The sequence below is a fragment of the Curtobacterium sp. Csp1 genome (assembly GCF_013347185.1).
This window is the reverse complement of record NZ_CP054594.1, coordinates 771,162-788,340: the sequence shown is the minus strand read 5'-3', so window position 1 is coordinate 788,340 and position 17,179 is coordinate 771,162. Positions and strand designations below refer to the sequence as shown.

14 protein-coding genes are annotated in these 17,179 nt (G+C 72.6%); 3 read left to right on the top strand and 11 right to left on the bottom strand.

Annotated features, from left to right (window positions below):
- Window positions 1-34: 34 nt before the first annotated feature.
- Window positions 35-550, top strand: coding sequence for a DUF1697 domain-containing protein (locus tag HUN58_RS03935; protein ID WP_141859399.1), 516 nt, complete (start codon window positions 35-37; stop codon window positions 548-550).
- 10 nt (window positions 551-560) lie between these two features.
- On the opposite strand, the gene HUN58_RS03930 is transcribed toward HUN58_RS03935, so the two are convergent.
- The 6 genes from HUN58_RS03930 to HUN58_RS03905 all read right to left on the bottom strand — a co-directional run bounded on the left by HUN58_RS03930 (window position 561) and on the right by HUN58_RS03905 (window position 9,289).
- Complete coding sequence (locus HUN58_RS03930) at window positions 561-1,328, bottom strand: SDR family NAD(P)-dependent oxidoreductase (protein ID WP_058740730.1); 768 nt, start codon at window positions 1,326-1,328, stop codon at window positions 561-563.
- A gap of 181 nt (window positions 1,329-1,509) precedes the next feature.
- On the bottom strand, window positions 1,510-4,020 hold the full coding sequence (locus HUN58_RS03925) for a glycoside hydrolase family 65 protein (protein WP_058740729.1): 2,511 nt from the start codon (window positions 4,018-4,020) through the stop codon (window positions 1,510-1,512).
- Window positions 4,021-4,085: 65 nt separating this feature from the next.
- A complete protein-coding gene (locus HUN58_RS03920) occupies window positions 4,086-4,835 on the bottom strand; it encodes an HAD family phosphatase (protein WP_114849304.1) in 750 nt (249 codons plus the stop codon).
- Window positions 4,836-5,156: 321 nt separating this feature from the next.
- Window positions 5,157-5,894, bottom strand: coding sequence for an alpha/beta hydrolase (locus tag HUN58_RS03915; RefSeq protein WP_058740726.1), 738 nt, complete (start codon window positions 5,892-5,894; stop codon window positions 5,157-5,159).
- 2 nt (window positions 5,895-5,896) lie between these two features.
- Complete coding sequence (locus HUN58_RS03910; RefSeq protein WP_208745417.1) at window positions 5,897-7,057, bottom strand: GNAT family N-acetyltransferase; 1,161 nt, start codon at window positions 7,055-7,057, stop codon at window positions 5,897-5,899.
- Between the two features lie 153 nt (window positions 7,058-7,210).
- Complete coding sequence (locus HUN58_RS03905; RefSeq protein WP_208745416.1) at window positions 7,211-9,289, bottom strand: glycosyltransferase family 39 protein; 2,079 nt, start codon at window positions 9,287-9,289, stop codon at window positions 7,211-7,213.
- A 45-nt stretch (window positions 9,290-9,334) separates the two neighbouring features.
- Here HUN58_RS03905 and HUN58_RS03900 point away from each other — a divergent pair, with 45 nt between their 5' ends.
- Window positions 9,335-10,120 carry a hypothetical protein gene (locus HUN58_RS03900; protein ID WP_141859413.1) on the top strand — a complete coding sequence of 262 codons (786 nt, stop codon included), beginning with the start codon at window positions 9,335-9,337 and terminating at the stop codon, window positions 10,118-10,120.
- 20 nt (window positions 10,121-10,140) lie between these two features.
- A complete protein-coding gene (locus HUN58_RS03895; RefSeq protein WP_141859416.1) occupies window positions 10,141-10,533 on the top strand; it encodes a hypothetical protein in 393 nt (130 codons plus the stop codon).
- Between the two features lie 89 nt (window positions 10,534-10,622).
- Here HUN58_RS03895 and HUN58_RS03890 read toward each other — a convergent pair whose 3' ends face one another.
- The 5 genes from HUN58_RS03890 to kdpB all read right to left on the bottom strand — a co-directional run bounded on the left by HUN58_RS03890 (window position 10,623) and on the right by kdpB (window position 17,177).
- Window positions 10,623-11,144, bottom strand: a complete 522-nt coding sequence (locus tag HUN58_RS03890; RefSeq protein WP_229666843.1) for a GNAT family N-acetyltransferase — start codon at window positions 11,142-11,144, stop codon at window positions 10,623-10,625.
- Window positions 11,125-11,841 (bottom strand): response regulator, encoded by a 717-nt coding sequence (locus HUN58_RS03885; protein ID WP_058740724.1) that lies wholly within the window; start codon window positions 11,839-11,841, stop codon window positions 11,125-11,127. The genes HUN58_RS03890 and HUN58_RS03885 overlap by 20 nt, the downstream gene beginning before the upstream one ends.
- The gene (locus tag HUN58_RS03880) at window positions 11,838-14,330 is read right to left on the bottom strand and encodes an ATP-binding protein (protein WP_141859418.1); all 2,493 of its coding nucleotides are present in this window, start codon (window positions 14,328-14,330) and stop codon (window positions 11,838-11,840) included. The genes HUN58_RS03885 and HUN58_RS03880 overlap by 4 nt, the downstream gene beginning before the upstream one ends.
- Window positions 14,331-14,473: 143 nt before the next feature.
- The gene (kdpC, locus tag HUN58_RS03875; protein WP_114849299.1) at window positions 14,474-15,076 is read right to left on the bottom strand and encodes a potassium-transporting ATPase subunit KdpC; all 603 of its coding nucleotides are present in this window, start codon (window positions 15,074-15,076) and stop codon (window positions 14,474-14,476) included.
- Between the two features lie 4 nt (window positions 15,077-15,080).
- Complete coding sequence (gene kdpB / locus HUN58_RS03870) at window positions 15,081-17,177, bottom strand: potassium-transporting ATPase subunit KdpB (RefSeq protein WP_180225954.1); 2,097 nt, start codon at window positions 17,175-17,177, stop codon at window positions 15,081-15,083.
- Window positions 17,178-17,179: the final 2 nt, after the last annotated feature.

The window sequence follows — 17,179 nt, the reverse complement described above, 5'->3', positions numbered from 1 at the left end:
GCCCCGCGTCGGTCGCGCGCGCTACGGTGCCGACATGGCCAGGTGGGTCGCGCTGCTGCGCGGGGTGAACGTCAACGGGATCACGATCCGGAGCGCGGAGCTCGCGGCGCTGTTCCGCGAGCTCGGGTACGAGGATGTGCGCACCGTGCTCGCGTCGGGCAACGTCGTGTTCACGGCGGACGGGGACGCTGCCACGGTCACGGGCGCCGTCGAGCAGGCCTTGCGCGACCGGTTCGGCTACGACGCCTGGATCGTGCTCGTCCCGCACGGTCGGCTCGCCGCGATCGTCGACGACTTCCCGTTCCCGTCCGGTCCCGACCGGCACGACTACGTGGTGTTCGGTTCAGCGGCCCCGGCGCTCGACGCCCTGCTCGTGGACCTGATCGTCGACGAGTCGACGGAGCGGGTCGCGCGGGGTGACGGCGTCGTGTACTGGTCGTGCCCGAAGGGCTCCAGCACCGACACCGCGTTCGCGAAGCGGGCCGCCGCCGCACGCTTCAAGCGCACGACGACGACCCGCAACACGAACACCCTCCGGAAGCTCCTGTGACCCGCCGCGGTCAGGACTGCGCGGGCTGCCCGTTGCTCGCGGTCGTGCCACCGTCGACGGGCAGCACGGCTCCCGTGACGTAGCTCGCGGCGTCGCTCGCCAGGAACAGGATCACGGCGGCGACCTCCTCGGGCCGCCCACCGCGACCGAGCGACACCCGCTCGGCGAACGCGTGCTGGAGTTCCTCGTCCTCCGCCTGCTGCTGGGTCATGTCCGTCCAGACGAGCCCGGGCGCGACGGCGTTCACCCGCACGCCGAACTGCCCGTTGTCGAGCGCAGCAGCCTTCGTGAAGTTCGTCACGCCGCCCTTCGCCGCGTTGTACGGGCTCATCCGCCAGTCCGCGTCCGTCCCGGACACCGACGAGGTGTTGACGACGGACCCCTTCGTCTCACGGAGGAACGGCAGCGCCGCACGGGTGCCGTAGAACACGCTCGACAGATCCGTGTCGATGACCCGGCGCCACTCGTCCGGCTCGATGTCGGTGATGTCGCCCGAGGTGAAGGTCCCCGCGTTGTTCACGAGGACGTCGACCCGGTCCCAGCGGTCGACCGCTGCAGAAACGATCGTCTCCCACGCTGCCGGGTCGGCCACGTCGGCGCGCACGGCGACCGCGCGGCCCGTGGGCAGCGAGTCGGCGACGGCCCGGACCTTCTCCTCGACGCTGTCCACCAGGAGCACGGCGGCGCCCTCGTCGACGAAGGCGCGCGCGGTGGCCTCCCCGATCCCCGATCCCGCTCCGGTGACGATCGCGACCTTGCCCGCGAACCGCTCGTCCATGTGTGTCTCCTCTCGTTGCACGGTCAGTGCCGCAGGAGACGCCGTCGGCCCGGGCGGGCACGGGGGACCACGGTGCCCGGGACCGGCTGGGGGCGTTGCCAGCCGGACCGGACGGACGAGGCACGGTGCGGGACGGACCCGCACCGCGCCTCCGGCCCGGCCGCCGTCGTACCGACCGCCGTCAGGCGGTGGTCTCGTCGATCTCGAACGCGCGGTCGAGCGAGATGGTCGGGATCGACGCGGTGATGACCGAGCCGTCCGCGCGCAACGTGCCCTGGATGTCGCTGGTCGTCGGCGCGTGCCCGCTCATCCGCGGCCCGTGGTGCGGCAGCGGGACGACGGTCGGCTCGCCGGCCGGGACCTCCCACTGCTGGTTGTGCACCCACGCGGTGAAGCCGTCGCCGGTCTCGACCGTGAAGGTCATCTGCTCTTCCTCGAGGTCGACGCGGATCCGAGAGCCGTGCACCGTCAAGCGGTAGGTCAGGCGGTCCCAGTCCTTCGGCAGGCGCGGGTTGAACGACATCCGTCCGCCGTGGTCGCGCATGCCGCCGAAGCCGTTGACGAGCGCACCCCAGATGCCACCCGTCGAGGCGATGTGCACACCGTCCGCGGTGTTGCCGTGCAGGTCGGCGAGGTCGACGTACAGCGCCGTCTGGAAGTACTGCGCCGCCAGGTCGTGGTAGCCGACCTCGGCCGCCATGATCGACTGGACGACCGCGGACAGGGTCGAGTCGCCGGTCGTCAGGGCGTCGTAGTAGTCGAAGTCCCGGCGCTTCTCGGCCGCGGTGAACTCGTGACCCTGCAGGAACAGCGCGAGCACGACGTCCGCCTGCTTGAGCACCTGGAACCGGTAGATCACCAGCGGGTGGTAGTGCAGCAGCAGGGGGCGCTTGGAGTCGGGCGTGTTCTCGAGGTCCCAGAGCTCCTTGTCGAGGAACTGGGCGTCCTGGGGGTGGATGCCGCGGTGCGGGTCGAACGGGATCTCCATCGACTCGGCGGCGTGCTCCCACTCGACGACCTCGGCCGGGTCGAGGCCGGTGCGCCGGACCATGCGGCCGTACTCCTCCGGGTCGTCGACGGCGAGCTCGTGGCAGGCGTTGACGGCGAACCACAGGTTCGCCCGGGCCATGACGTTCGTGTAGAGGTTGTCGTCGACGACCGTCGTGTACTCGTCCGGCCCGGTGACGCCGTCGATGTGGAACTTCTTGTCGCCGTTCGAACGCCAGAAGCCCAGGTCCGCCCACAGCCGTGCGGTCTCGACCAGGATGTCGATCGCTCCGCGCTTGAGGAAGTCGCGGTCCCCCGAGGCGCGCACGTACTGCATGAGCGCGTGGGCGATGTCCGCGTCGATGTGGTACTGCGCGGTCCCCGCGGCGTAGTACGCCGAGGACTCCTCGCCGTTGATCGTCCGCCACGGGAACAGGGCCCCGCGCTGGTTCAGCTCGCGGGCCCGGGAGCGGGCGGCGTCGAGCATGTTGTAGCGGAAGCGCAGCGCGTTCCGGGCGGCGATCGGTGCCGTGTACGACAGGAACGGCAGGACGTAGATCTCCATGTCCCAGAAGTAGTGCCCGCCGTACCCGGACCCGGTGACGCCCTTCGCCGCGATGCCGTGCCCGTCGGTCCGAGCGGTCGCCTGCGCGAGCATGAACAGGTTCCAGCGGACGGCCTGTTGGATCTCCGGCTGCCCGGGGATCTCGACGTCGCTGCGGGTCCAGTAGTCGTCCATCCAGGCGCGCTGCTTGTCGAACGTCTGGTCGACCGTCTCGGCGCGGGCCCGGTCGAGCGTCCGGTCGCAGCGGTCGCCGAGTTCACGCGCCGGCACGCCGCGGGACGTGTGGTAGACGAGGTGCTTCACCAGCCGCGTCGGGACGCCCCGGCGTGCCTGCACCCGGTAGACGTGCTTGGCGAGGTCGTCCTCGATCGAGGAGCTCTCGTCCCAGTGGTTGTCGGTCTCCAGGTGGTGCTCGACCCCGACGCAGATGGTCATGCCCGAGCTCGCGGCCTGGTAGCCCAGCAGGGATCGGCCGGCGGTGCTGCGCTTGAGCTTCGGCTCGAGCACGCGCTCGGTGAACGCCTCGGCCTTGCGCGGGTCGAAGGCGTTCGCCGCGGCGCGCATGCCCGCGTGGTACTCGTCCTGGACGTCCTGGCGGTTCAGGATCTGGCTCGACAGCAGGAGCGAGGCGTCCGCGTCGAGCACGGTCACCTCGTAGTCGATGACCGCCAGGTGCCGGTCGGTGAAGGACACCAGCCGGCGGGAGCGGATGAGCACCCGCTTGCCGGACGGCGTCGACCACTCCGTCTCGCGGTACAGGTACCCGCCGCGGAAGTCGAGGCGCCGGGTGTGCCGCAGGATGTCGGCCTCGGCCAGGACGAGCGGCTCGTCGTCGACGTAGAGCCGGATCACCTTCGCGTCCGGTGCGTTGATGATGGTCTGCCCGGTCTTGGCGAAGCCGAACGCGTCCTCGGCGTGCCGGATCGGCCACGTCTCGTGGAAGCCGTTGACGTACGTGCCGTACTGGACGCCGCCGCGGCCCTCGTCGAGGTTGCCGCGGAGGCCCAGGTACCCGTTGCCGACGGCGAAGTTCGTCTCCGCGACGCCCTGCTCGTCGGGGGCGTACTCGGTCTCGACGAGCGCCCACTCGTCCACCGGGTAGCGGACGCGGTCCAGGGGATCGGAGGTGATGGGGTTCATGCAGTGTGCTCCGTGGGATGGAGTGCGGGGTGGGGTGAGGGGGGTGTCGCGATGGGGTCGCGTGGTCAGGCGGGGAGCTGGTCGACGAGCTCGTCGAGGTCGCTGACGACGACGTCGGCGCCGTGCGCGCGGAGGGCGTCCGCGCCGGCGCCGCGGTCGACGCCGACGACCAGGCCGAAGGCACCGTTCCGGCCGGCTTCGACGCCGCTCGTGGCGTCCTCGACCACGACGCACTCGGCGGCGGTCCGTCCGAGGCGCTCCGCGGCGTCGAGGTACGTGTCCGGCGCGGGCTTGCCGGCGAGGCCGTCCTGCCGCGCGACGAGCCCGTCGACGACGACCGGGAAGCGGTCGAGGATGCCCGCCGTGCGGAGCACCTGGGTGGCGTTCGCGGAGCTCGACACCACGGCGACCTGCACCCCGGCGTCGATCGCGGCGGTGAGGAAGCGCAGGGAGCCCGGGTACGGCTCGACGCCGTGCTCGGTCAGCTCGGCGGTGAACTCGGCGTTCTTGCGGTTGCCGAGCCCGCACACCGTGTCGGCGTCGGGGGCGTCGTCCGGGGTGCCCTCGGGCAGCTCGATCCCGCGCGAGGCGAGCAACGAGCGAACCCCGTCGTAGCGGGGCTTGCCGTCGATCGAGTCGAAGTAGTCCTGCTCGGTGTACGGCGCGACACCGTGTGCATCGAGGTACGGGGTGAACAGCCGACTCCAGGCACGCATGTGCACGTCGGCCGTCGGCGTGAGGACGCCGTCGAGGTCGAACAGGAGCGCTCGCGTGTCGGCGAGTCGCACGGGGGTGCGCCGGTCCGGCATCGTCATCGGGGATCCTCTGCTCGCGGTGGTCGGTTCGGCTCGGATCGAGTCTAGGACCGCTCCAGCCCGGACACCCAGGCTCGCCGGGGAGGTGTGGAGAACCATTCACCGGGGCGCCCTTCCGCGCGTGGCGTGCCGTTCCGCGCATGGTGCGCCCGTCCGCACGTCGGACGTCGTTCCTTCCGTCCCCCGACGCGCGGATCGGTCTTCGATGTCGGGTGCGATGGGCAGGAACGCGCACCCGGGTGCGTGGACGACGGACGGGAGGCACGGTGTCCGCTGGCACCGTGCCTCCCGTCCGTCAGCCGGTCACCGCCTGCGGTCTCGTCAGCGCAGGGTGCGTCCGCGCAGGGTGCCCACCCAGTCCTCGATCGCCGCGCTGATCTGGGTTCGCGCCTCGGCACGCGAGATCGTCGCTGACCGGTCGCCGGGCTGGTCGCCGTAGGCGCCGAAGTCGGCGTGGTTCGCGCCCTGGACCTCGACCATCCGTGCGGTGGTGGGCAGCTGGTCGCGCGCAGCGGCGACCTTGTCCGGCGTCGACAGCCCGTCCCGCGACCCGGAGACGCTGAGGACGTCGATGTACGAGCGGGCGATGTCGTTCGCGCAGTAGCTGCCGAGGAGCAGCAGGCCGTCGGCGTCCTGCGCGAGCTGGCACGCACGGACACCGCCGAGGGAGTGCCCGCCGACGGCCCACGTCGTGACGCGCGGGGCGTGCGCCTCGAACGTCGCGAGCGGGCGGGTGTCGAAGAAGGCCAGGTTCAGCGTCGGCTTCGTGATGACGACCGTCGTCCCCGCGGCGACGACCTGCCGGAACGTCGCCATGTACGCGTACGGGTCGACCTTCGCGCCGGGGATGAACACGATGCCGGTCCCGTCCGCGGTGCCGGTCGGGGTCATCAGCACGGCGTCGCCGACGTCGCGGACCGCCACGCGGTCGTCGCGCCACACCTGCAGCGCAGCGCTCCGGGTGCCCTGCATGACGGTGTTCGCGTACACGAGGAACACCACCGCGAGCAGCACGACGACGGCCAGGGTCCAGGCGGTCCACCTGCGGGCACGGTGCATGGTCAGTCCTCCTCCGGCCGGTGGGCCGTGGCGGTCAACCAGCGCTCGTCGGCGCCGGGACGGGTGGTCTCGCGGACGGTGACCCCGCGCCAGCCGGCGGCGGTGACCACGGCGGCGAGGGCGTCCTCGGTCCAGTAGGTGAACCAGCGGGGATCGTCGAGCTTGCGGTCGCTCCACCCGTCGCCGTCGCCGCGCTTGACCGTGGCGGCGAGGACGCCGCCGGGGCGGACCGCGCGGCGGGCGCGGTCGAGCACGGGGCGGGTGTCGTCCCGGTCCACGTGCAGCAGGACGGCGTTCGCGAACACGGCGTCGTACGGGCCGCGCCAGGGCGTCGGGCACCCGCCCGCGTCGCGAGGGCCGTCGTCGTCTCGGACGTCGAGCAGGCGCGCGTCGTGTCCGGCCGCCCGGAGACGGTCGACGAAGGCGGCGGCGCCGTCGGTGCGCTCGACGCTGAGACCTGCGGCCTCGAGGGCGTCCGCGTCCCGACCCGGGCCGGACCCGAGCTCGAGCACCTGCGACCCCGTGGGGACCAGGGCCAGCAGGTCGTCGACGAGGCCCGCGCGGTGGTCGTCGGTGCGCTCGGCGTAGCGATCGGCTCCGCGTTCGTAGGCGATCAGGGTGCGCTCGGCTGCGAGCTCGCGGACCATCACGAGCTCGTGCCGTCCGTCCGGGAGTTCGTCGCCCGGAGCATCGGTCAGGGTGAAGCCGGCGCGCTCGTAGGTCCGTCGGGCGCGGTGGTTGTCGGGCATCACGGAGAGCTCGAGGCGAGCGGCACCGTGCTCGGCCATCGCTCGGGCGACGGCGTCGATGAGCCGACGGGCGACGCCGTGGCCGCGGGCCTCCGGGGCGACCCACATCGAGGTGAGTTCGGCGACCGCGGGGTCCTCTGCGGACGGGACGCCGGTCGCCATCCCGACGGGGCGGCCGGGCGAAGGGTCGGGCGTGCGCTGCGGTGCCTGCTCGGGTGACCGGTCGTGCTCGATCGCGAGCAGGTCGACCGCGCCCGGCAGCGACAGTCGGCCGCGCCAGCGGGCCTCGGGGGCGTCCTGCCAGTCGGCGAGCCGGGAGCCGAAGGCCTCCGGGGCGTCGGTGAGGGCGGCGAGCCGGACGGGGCGCCACGTGGCCCAGTCGTCGGCCGTCACGCGGCGGAGCTCGATCGTCACGGCTCGACGGTACCGCCCGCCACCGCCGCGCCGCCGCACCGTCCTGGATGCCCCGGGCCGTGGTGGAGCAGAAGACGTCGGGTGAGCCCGGGGCGACCCGACGTCTTCTGCTCCACCGATCAGGCCGCGCGGGACCCGGGCGGCCCGTCGGGGTCAGGAGGCCGGCGTGAGGTCGTACATCGTGACGCCGTCGACCGTCTCGGCCTCGTAGTGCGCGGCGACCCACTCGGCGATCTGCTCGGCGGCGTCGCTCCCGCTGCTGTTCGCGCTCCCGGTGCCCGAGCTACCGCCGACGAACCAGTGGATCTTGCCCGCCGCGACGAGCCGCTGGAACTCCGCCAGGGTCGGGGCGGGATCGGTGCCGTTGTAGCCACCGATCGCCATCACCGGATCGCCCGTCGCGAGTTGGTAGCTGGCGGCGCTGTTCGACCCGACCGTCGCGGCCGCCCACGTGTAGTCGTCGGCGTCGGCGCTCAGGGCGGAGACCACGGCGTCCGACACCGCGGTGGACCCGCCGAGCAGGTTCATCCCCCCGCTCGTCGTGCCACCGGGTCGGCCACCGGCTGCCTGGCCGCCAGCCGCCTGGCCGTCGGTCTGGCTGCCAGGAACGCCACCGGCCGCCTGGCCACCCGGACCACCGGTGCCCGCCGGCGCACCCTGGCCACCGGGTCCGCCCTGGCCACCGGGGGCACCGCCGCGGCCGCCGCCGAAGCCACCCGACGAGACACTCGGCCCGGCCGTCGGGAGCGCCCCGGTGTGCCCGACCGTGGTGGTCTGCACCGAGAACGCCGTCGGGCCGAGCAGCGCCGCGACGAGCACGGTGGCGACCGTGGCACCCGCGAGACCCCTGCCCCGCGGCGGCAGCAGGACGAGCACCGCCCCGGCGAGCGCCGCGGCGACGACCACCCACCGGATCCAGGGCTGCCACGACGACGCCTGGGACAGCAGGGCGAACGACCACGCTCCGGAGAGCGCGACGACGGCCGCGGCGACCATGCGCCAGGCGAGCTCGCTCCGGCGCTGCCAGAGCAGTCCCGCGCCGATGCCGACCAGTCCGGCGATGTACGGCGCGAGGGCCACCGTGTAGTACGGGTGGAAGATCCCGCCCATGAAGCTGAACACCAGGCCCGTGACGAGCAGGGACCCGCCCAGCACGAGCACGGTCGCGAGCCGCGGGTCGGTCCGCCGCCGGATCCCGACCGCGACGAGGGCGACCACGAGCAGGGCGAGCGCGGTCGGCAGGAGCCAGGTGACCTGCGTGCCGAACTCCGAGCCGAACAGCCGCGTCAGCCCGGTCGACCCCCACGACCCAGCGCCGGTGGTTCCGCCGGGGACGACGCTGCCGGTCTCGTCGCCCGTGACCCGACCGAGGCCGTTGTAGCCGAAGGTCAGCTCGAGGAAGCTGTTCGTCTGCGACCCGCCGACGTACGGCCGGGCCGATGCCGGCACGAGCTCGACGATCGCGACCCACCACCCGGCGGACACCACGACGGCGAGCGCCGCGGCGAGCAGGTGCCCGATCCGCCGGAGGACCGGCCGGGGCGACGCGACGAGGTACACACCGACGAGCGGTGGGAGCACGAGGAACGCCTGCAGCTGCTTCGTCAGGAACCCGAGCCCGACGAGCACCCCGGCCCAGACCACCCAGCGCATCCGACCCGACTCGACCCCGCGCAGGGTCAGGGCGATCGCGCCGACGGTCAGCAGCACGAGCAGCGCGTCGGGGTTGTCGTAGCGGAACATCAGCGTCGCCACCGGCGTCGTGGCGAGCACCGCCCCGGCGACGAGCGCGGCCCCGGCCGAGAACCGCCGCCGGACGATCCGGTACAGGACCGCGACCGACGCGACACCCATCAGCGCCTGCGGCACGAGGACCGCCCAGGAGTTCAGTCCGAACAGCCGCACCGAGATGCCGATCACCCACAGGAACGCCGGAGGCTTGTCGACGGTGATCGCGTTCGCGGCGTCGGAGGACCCGTAGAAGAACGCCTCCCAGCTCTGGCTGCCCGCCTGGACGGCCGCGGTGTAGAACGCGTTCGCCCAGCCGTTCACGCTGAGGTTCACGACGTAGAGCACACCCGTCGCCAACAGCAGGCCGAGGAACGCCGGACGCTCCCACCGTGCGGCGTCGGCCCGGCCCCGGACGAGACCGGCCAGGCGGTCCCGGACGCCGTGGGGACGGGTGGGAGGTGGGAGCAGGCGCGGTCGCTCGGCGGGGATCGTCTCGGTCATGCCCCGAGCGTGCGGCGCACAGGTTCGCGGACGCCCGCTGCTGCCTTGGACGCGCCTAAGGGATCGCCGGGCACGCGCAGCGGGCACACACGCAGCTGCGGGGCCGCCGTTGACATTCCAGATACCAGTCGTCAGGCTGGGGTCGTCGGCAACGAGGCCGACCCGACCAATGGCCAGCAGGCCGAAGAAAAGGCTGACATGAGTCGCTCACGTCCTTCGCTCCTCACCAGCGTCTTCGCGATCACTGCCGCGATCATCGCAACGTCCCTGATGGCAGCACCCGCGAACGCCGCACCGAGCCGGATCGCACCGGCAGAGGAGGACCGCATCCGCGCGACCATCCGAGAAGCCGGGCTCTCGACGTCGATCGAGGACCGCTTGATCAGCAAGCTCCGTGCCGGCGACTCCCTCGACTCGGAGCTCAGCTCGTCGGTGCCGATCTCTTCTGTCGAGACACAGGAAGCGGCTGGCATGGTCACGACGCGGACCTACGAAGATGGATCCATCCGGACGACGGTCGAACTCAGCCAGTCCACGACCGGACCGTCGAACCGTGTCTACGTGGCTCACCCGACGCTCGAGTGCAACTTGATCCACTGCACGCTCATCTACTCCAAGGCCGACACCGCCTACATGGCGACTGGCTCCTTCGCAACGGTCTCGGCGATCATCGCGGCCGCCTGCGGGCCGGCAGCATGGGCTTGCGGCATCGCCACCGGGATCGTGGTCGACATGACCAAGCGAGCGCACAACGCAGGCAGGTGCATCGCGCTCCAGAAGGTCATCTCCGCAGGCCCGCCCTACCCGGTGATCGTCAACTGCCGGAAGTAGGGAACGGGAGCAGGCTCACCATGTCGAATCAGCAAGTCGTGCCACCCACCCGCCTGGGATTGACGCTGAGCATCGCCGGGTTCGGCGTTGCCGTCGCCGTGACCGCGCTCGACGTTGCCCGGGATGCCCTCGGAACGCCCTACAGCCTCGCCTGGGTGATCCTCGTGATCCTCATGGTGTACCCACCGCGGCTGATCAGGCCCGGCAACAACTGGGCCCGGTCCCGCTGCCGAAGAGTCCCGGCAGCGCTCATGTACGGCGCCGGGGCCGCGACAGCGCTCGGAGGAGCGACCTGGGCAGTGTCCGCGGGGCCATCGATCGCCGTCGGCACCGGGCTCGCCACCCTCGCGATCGCTGCTGCCGCGGCGACTCTGCCGGCCGTCGCTCCAGCCCGCCGCCGATCACCGCGGTAGGGCCTCCCCAGCTGATCACCACGTCACCGACGCCGAGAACCACGAGCAGGTGCCCTCCGACCCGAGGGCACCTGCTCCACGATCGGGCATCAAGACACGACTCCGGCCGGGCACGAGCTGCACCGAAAGACCTCCCGCCGCCCCAGCGGGCGACTCCACGCCACCTCGCGCCCGAGCTGTCCGCTCGCACGGAACAGCTCGACCTGGGTCGCACCCGCGAGCACGGTGGCGAGCTCCTCGCGGTCGGCGGGCGCGAACCCGAGCCCCTGCCAGAACGGGCCGGACCGGCGGCTGAACAGCCACGCACGCCGCGCGCCCGCTGCCGCCGCGGCCGTCATCACGAACCGCGCCAGCGCCGTCCCCGTTCCGGCGCCGCGGAGCGCCGGACCGACGGCGACGCTGCGGAGGAGGACGTGCCTCCCGTTCGACCCCGTCTCGGACCCGGTGGAGGCGATGACGGAGCCGGCCGCGTCCCGGACCACCCACAGGCGGACCGCTGGTTCGGCGAGCCCGGCGACCATCAGGTCGCACGCGGTCAGGAAGGCGTGGAGGTCCGGGACGTCGGCGGCGCCGACGCGCGTCGGGCGCAGTTCAGGACGGAAGGCCCCCACCTCCGTTCGGCGCGAACCGGTACCCCATCCCCGACTCCGTCACCAGGTACCGCGGGTGCGACGGCTCCGGCTCGAGCTTCCGCCGCAGCTGCGCCATGTAGAGGCGCAGGTACCCGGAGTCGTTCCCGTGCGTCGGACCCCACACCTCGGTCAGGAGCATCTCGCGGGTCATGAGCCGCCCGGGGTTCGTCACGAGCACCTCGAGGAGCCGCCACTCGGTCGGCGTCAGCCGGATCGCTGGGCCGGACGGCGGGGTGACCTGCTTCGCGACGAGGTCCACCACGAGCTCCCCGATCACCACGGTCGGGGTCGCACCGGCGGTCGCCGCGGCGGTGGCCTGCCGGCGGCCGAGGGCCCGGAGGCGGGCGAGCAGCTCGTCCATCTGGAAGGGCTTCGTCACGTAGTCGTCGGCGCCGGCGTCGAGTGCGTCGACCTTGTCGGACGAGTCCGTCCGCCCGGAGAGCACGAGGACGGGCACCTGGGACCAGGCGCGGATGCCCTCGAGCACGCCGATGCCGTCGAGCCGCGGCATGCCGAGGTCGAGCATCACGATGTCCGGGCGCTCGGTGATCACGGCGTCGATCGCGGCACGGCCGTCGCGGGCGGTCGCGACCTCGTACCCGCGGGCGGCGAGCGTCACGGAGAGCGCACGGACGAGCTGCGCGTCGTCGTCCGCGATGAGGACCTTGGTGCTCACTTGACATCCACTCCCAGGTGTCCGGCGATCGGCAGCCGCACGACGACGGTCAGGCCCCCGCCGGGGGTGTCGTCGACCTCGATCGTGCCGCCCATGCCCTCGGTGAACCCGCGTGCGAGCGCGAGTCCCAGCCCGAGGCCGGTCTCGTTGTCGGTGTCCCCGAGCCGCTGGAACGGCTGGAAGACGTCGTCGCGTCGGTCCTCGGGGATGCCGGGTCCGCGGTCGGCGACACGGAGTTCGACCCCGCCACCGAAGGCGCTCGCGGCGACGCGGACCCGGGTGCCGTCCGGCGCGTAGCGGCTCGCGTTCGCGAGCAGGTTCACGACGACGCGCTGCAGCAGCACGGGGTCGGCGAGGACGGGCGGCAGGTCGCCCGGCAGGTCGAGGTCGACGTCGTCCGGTCCGAGCTCGAGTTCGTCGAGGGCGGGTGCGACGACCGTCTCGAGGGCGGTCGGCAGCGGCGTGACGGCGAGCACCCCGGCCTGCACGCGGCTCACGTCGAGCAGGTCGGCCAGCAGACCGGCGAGTTGGCGCAGGCTCTCGTCGGCGGTGGTGAGCAGGGCCTCCCGGTCGGCCGGGGACAGTTCGATGTCGGCGGCGTGCAGCGTCTGCACGGCCGCCGACGCGGCCGCGATCGGCCGCCGCACGTCGTGGCCGACGGCCGCGAGGATGGCGCTCCGTACCCGGTCCGCGGCCGCGATGCGCTCCGCGTCGACCGCGGTGCGGGTCAGCTCGCGGTGCTCGACGGCGGCGTCGAGCTGCTGCTCGACGACCCGCAGCAGTCGGCGCTGGGTCGGGTCGTCGGGGGCACCGGAGAACTCCAGGACGGCACCGGACGGGAGGCTCGTGGTCGCGTCCGGCGCGCCCGCGAACGTGCCCGACGTGGCCGGGACCTCGTCGCCCTGCCGGATCCGCACGCCGGTGAACCCGAACGCCTCGCGCGTCCGGTCGAGGAGCGCCTGCAGGGCGTCGTCGCCGCGGAGGACGCTGCCGGCGATCCCGACGAGGAGCCCCGACTCGGCCGCCGCCCGACGGGCCGCACGGCTCCGGCGCGCGGACCGGTCGACCACGAAGCTGACGAGCACGGCGCTGATCACGTACATCACGAGGGCCACGAGGTGCCACGGCTGCTGAACGGTGACCTGGTAGAGGGGTTGCACGAAGAAGAAGTCGAGGCTCAGCCCGGACAGCACCGCGGCGAAGACGGCGGGCCACATCCCCCCGACCAGGGCCACGACGAGCACGAGCAGCTGGTACGCGAGCACGTCCACCGTGATGGAGTCCGGGTCGTTCGTGCGCGACAGGAGCCAGGTGAGGAGCGGCCCGACCGTGAGCGACAGCACGAACGCCGCGGCGATCCGGGCCCGGGACAGGCTGCCGCCGAGCTTCGGCAGTGCGAACCCGCCGCCGGCCCGTTCGTGCGTGACGACGTGCACGTCGATGTCGCCGGACTCCTGGATGACCGTGTTGCCGATGCCGGGGCCGGTGATGGCGGCGGCCAGCCGTGTGCGCCGACTGACGCCGATGACGATCTGGGTCGCGTCGATCGACTTCGCGAAGCGGACCAGGGTGGTCGGCACGTCGTCGCCGACGACCTGGTGGTACGTCCCCCCGAGCTGTTCGAGCAGGGTGCGCTGCTTGCCGAGGGCGCCCGGGTGCCGGACGCGGAGCCCGTCGTTCGTCGTGACGTGCACGGCCGCGAGCTCGCCGCCGGCGCTGCGGGCCGCGATGCGGGCACCGCGGCGCAGCAGGGTCTCGCCCTCGGGCCCGCCGGTCAGGGCGACGAGCACGCGCTCGCGGGTCTCCCAGCGGTGGTCGATGCCGTGCTCGGCGCGGTAGGCCTTGAGCGCGTCGTCGACCTCGTCGGCGAGCCAGAGCAGGGCGATCTCGCGCAGGGCGGTGAGGTTGCCGAGTCGGAAGTAGTTCGACAGGGCCGCGTCGATACGGGCGGCCGGGTAGACCAGCCCGTCCGACAGCCGCTCGCGCAGGGACGCCGGGGCGAGGTCCACGACCTCGATCTGGTCGGCGGCGCGGACCACGGCGTCCGGGACGGTCTCGCGCTGCACCGTGCCGGTGATCTCGCGGACGACGTCGCCGAGGGACTGCATGTGCTGGATGTTCACGGTCGAGATGACGCTGATGCCCGCGGCGAGGAGCGCCTCGACGTCCTGCCACCGCTTCTCGTTCTGGCTGCCGGGGGCGTTCGTGTGCGCGAGCTCGTCGACCAGGGCGACGTCGGGGGCCCTGGCGACGACGGCGTCGAGGTCCATGTCGTCGAGGGACACCCCGCGGTGCTCGACGATCCGGCGCGGGACGACCTCGAGCCCGTCGACCAGGGCGGCGGTGGCGGCACGCTCGTGGGTCTCGACGACGGCGACCACCACGTCGCGGCCCTCGGCCTGCATGCGGTGCCCCTCCTCGAGCATCGTGAACGTCTTGCCGACGCCGGGGGCCGCGCCGAGCAGGACCCGCAGTTTGCCTCGCTTCACGGGGTCATCCTCTCGCTGTTCGGTGCGTGCTCCGCTGTGCGGTGCGTCCTTCGTGGAACGCACCCCGGTCCGGACACCGCACCCCGACACTGCGGGGTGCGACGTCCGGACCGGGGTGCGACGCACGGTGCCATCGGGAACGCTCAGCGCGTCGCGGCGAGCGCCAGGTTCAGCTCGAGCACGTTGACGACGGGCTCGCCGAGGAACCCGAGCTGCCGGGACTCGGTGTGGTCGTCGACGAGCTTGCGGACGGCGTCGGCGGACAGGCCGCGGGCCGAGGCCACCCGGGACACCTGCTGGAGCGCGTACTCCGGGCTGATGTCGGGGTCGAGCCCGGAGCCGGACGCCGTGACCGCGTCGGCGGGGACGTCCGCGGCGGACACCCCGTCGGCCTTCGCCAGCGCGGCGCGGCGCTCCTCGACGGCCTTCGTCAGGTCGGGGTTCGACGGGCCGAGGTTCGAGCCGGACGAGGCGTTCGCGTCGTAGCCCTTCTCGCCCGCGGCGCTCGGACGCGACTGGAACCACCGGTCGGCGTCCTTGCCGTCGAACGACTGCCCGATGAGGGACGAGCCGACGACCTTGCCCGACGAGTCGGTGACCATCGAGCCGTTCGCCTGGTCGTGGAAGGCGGCCTGGCCGACGCCCCACACCGCGAGCGGGTAGGCGACGCCGAGGACGACGGTGGACAGGAGGGTGAGGCGGATCGCCACGCCCGTGGAGCGGAAGGTGGACCGTACGGATGCCATTGGACTAGAACCCCGGGATGAGACCGACGACGAGGTCGATCAGCTTGATGCCGACGAAGGGGACGATGACGCCGCCGAGCCCGTAGACGAGCAGGTTGCGTCCGAGGACGGACGACGCGGAGGCCGCCCGGTAGCGCACGCCCCGCAGGGAGAGCGGGATGAGCGCCACGATGACGAGGGCGTTGAAGACGACCGCGGACAGGATCGCGGACGACGGGCTGTGCAGCCCCATGATGTTGAGCGCCGCGAGGCCGGGGAACGCCGCCTGGAACATGGCCGGGATGATCGCGAAGTACTTCGCGACGTCGTTGGCGATGGAGAAGGTGGTGAGCGCGCCGCGGGTGATGAGCAGCTGCTTGCCGATCCGGACGATGTCGATGAGCTTCGTCGGGTCGGAGTCGAGGTCGACCATGTTGCCGGCCTCCTTCGCGGCGGTGGTGCCGGTGTTCATCGCCACGCCGACGTCCGCCTGCGCCAGGGCGGGGGCGTCGTTCGTGCCGTCACCGGTCATCGCGACGAGGTTGCCGCCCTCCTGCTCGCGCTTGATGAGCGCGAGCTTGTCCTCCGGGGTGGCCTCGGCGAGGAAGTCGTCGACACCGGCCTCGGCGGCGATCGCCTTCGCGGTGCGCGGGTTGTCGCCGGTGATCATCACCGTGCGGATGCCCATGCTCCGGAGCTCGGCGAACCGGGCGGCCATGCCGTCCTTGACGACGTCCTTCAGGTGTACGACGCCGAGCAGGGCGACGGCGCCGGACGCGTCCCGGCGTCCGACGACGAGCGGCGTCCCGCCCTGGTCGGAGATCTCGGCGACGGTGGCGTCCACCGCGGCCACGACCGCGGGGTCGCCGTCCCCGGCCCAGGCGAGCACGGCGGCCGCGGCACCCTTGCGGATCTGCGCGCCGTCGGCCAGGTCGAGGCCGGACATGCGGGTCTGCGCGGTGAACGGCACCTCGGTCGCCCCGGCGGGGTTGCCCGGCGTGACACCGTCGGCCGCTGCGAGCGTCACGATCGAGCGTCCCTCGGGGGTGCTGTCCGCGGCGCTCGACAGCGCGGCGGCCTCGAGCAGCGTGCGCTCGGGCACCCCGGGGACCGGCACCACGCGCGAGGCCTGGCGGTTGCCGTACGTGATCGTGCCGGTCTTGTCGAGCAGCAGGGTCGTGATGTCACCGGCGGCCTCGACCGCACGGCCGGACATCGCCAGGACGTTGTGCTGCACGAGCCGGTCCATGCCGGCGATGCCGATCGCGGAGAGCAGCGCGCCGATGGTGGTCGGGATGAGGCAGACGAGCAGCGCGATGAGCACCGGCACGCTGACGGTCGCGCCGACGAGGCCCGCGATGGGCTGCATCGTCAGGCAGACGATCACGAACACGATCGACAGCGACGCGAGCAGGATGTTCAGCGCGATCTCGTTCGGCGTCTTCTGCCGCGCAGCACCCTCGACCAGGCGGATCATCCGGTCGATGAACGTCTCGCCGGGGGTCGAGGTGATCCGCACGACGATCCGGTCGGACAGCACCCGGGTGCCGCCCGTCACGGCGCTGCGGTCACCGCCGGACTCGCGGATGACGGGCGCGGACTCACCGGTGACGGCCGACTCGTCGACGCTCGCGATGCCGTCGACGACGTCGCCGTCACCGGGGACGACCTCGCCGGCCACGACGACCACGACGTCCCCCTTGGCGAGGTCGACGGAGGCGAGCTCCTCGGTCTCGGCGTGCAGGGCGGCGGGGTCGCCGGTCGCGTCGTACCCACGGACGCGCTGCGCGCTCGTGGTGGACCGGGTCTTCCGCAGGGTGTCGGCCTGGGCCTTGCCACGGCCCTCGGCCACGGCCTCGGCCAGGTTGGCGAAGACGACGGTCAGCCAGAGCCAGACCGCGATCGCGGCGGTGAAGACGGACGGCTCGACGAAGGCGGTCACCGTGGTGAGCGCGGCACCGACCTCGACGATGAACATGACGGGGTTGCGCCACATCAGGCGCGGGTCCAGCTTGCGCAGGGCACCCGGGAGGCCCGCCGCCAGTTGTCGGGGTCCGAAGGCGGACGAGGTGGTCGGCCTGGAGGCGGTGGTCGTCTCCGGCGCGTCGGTCGCGGTGGTCATTG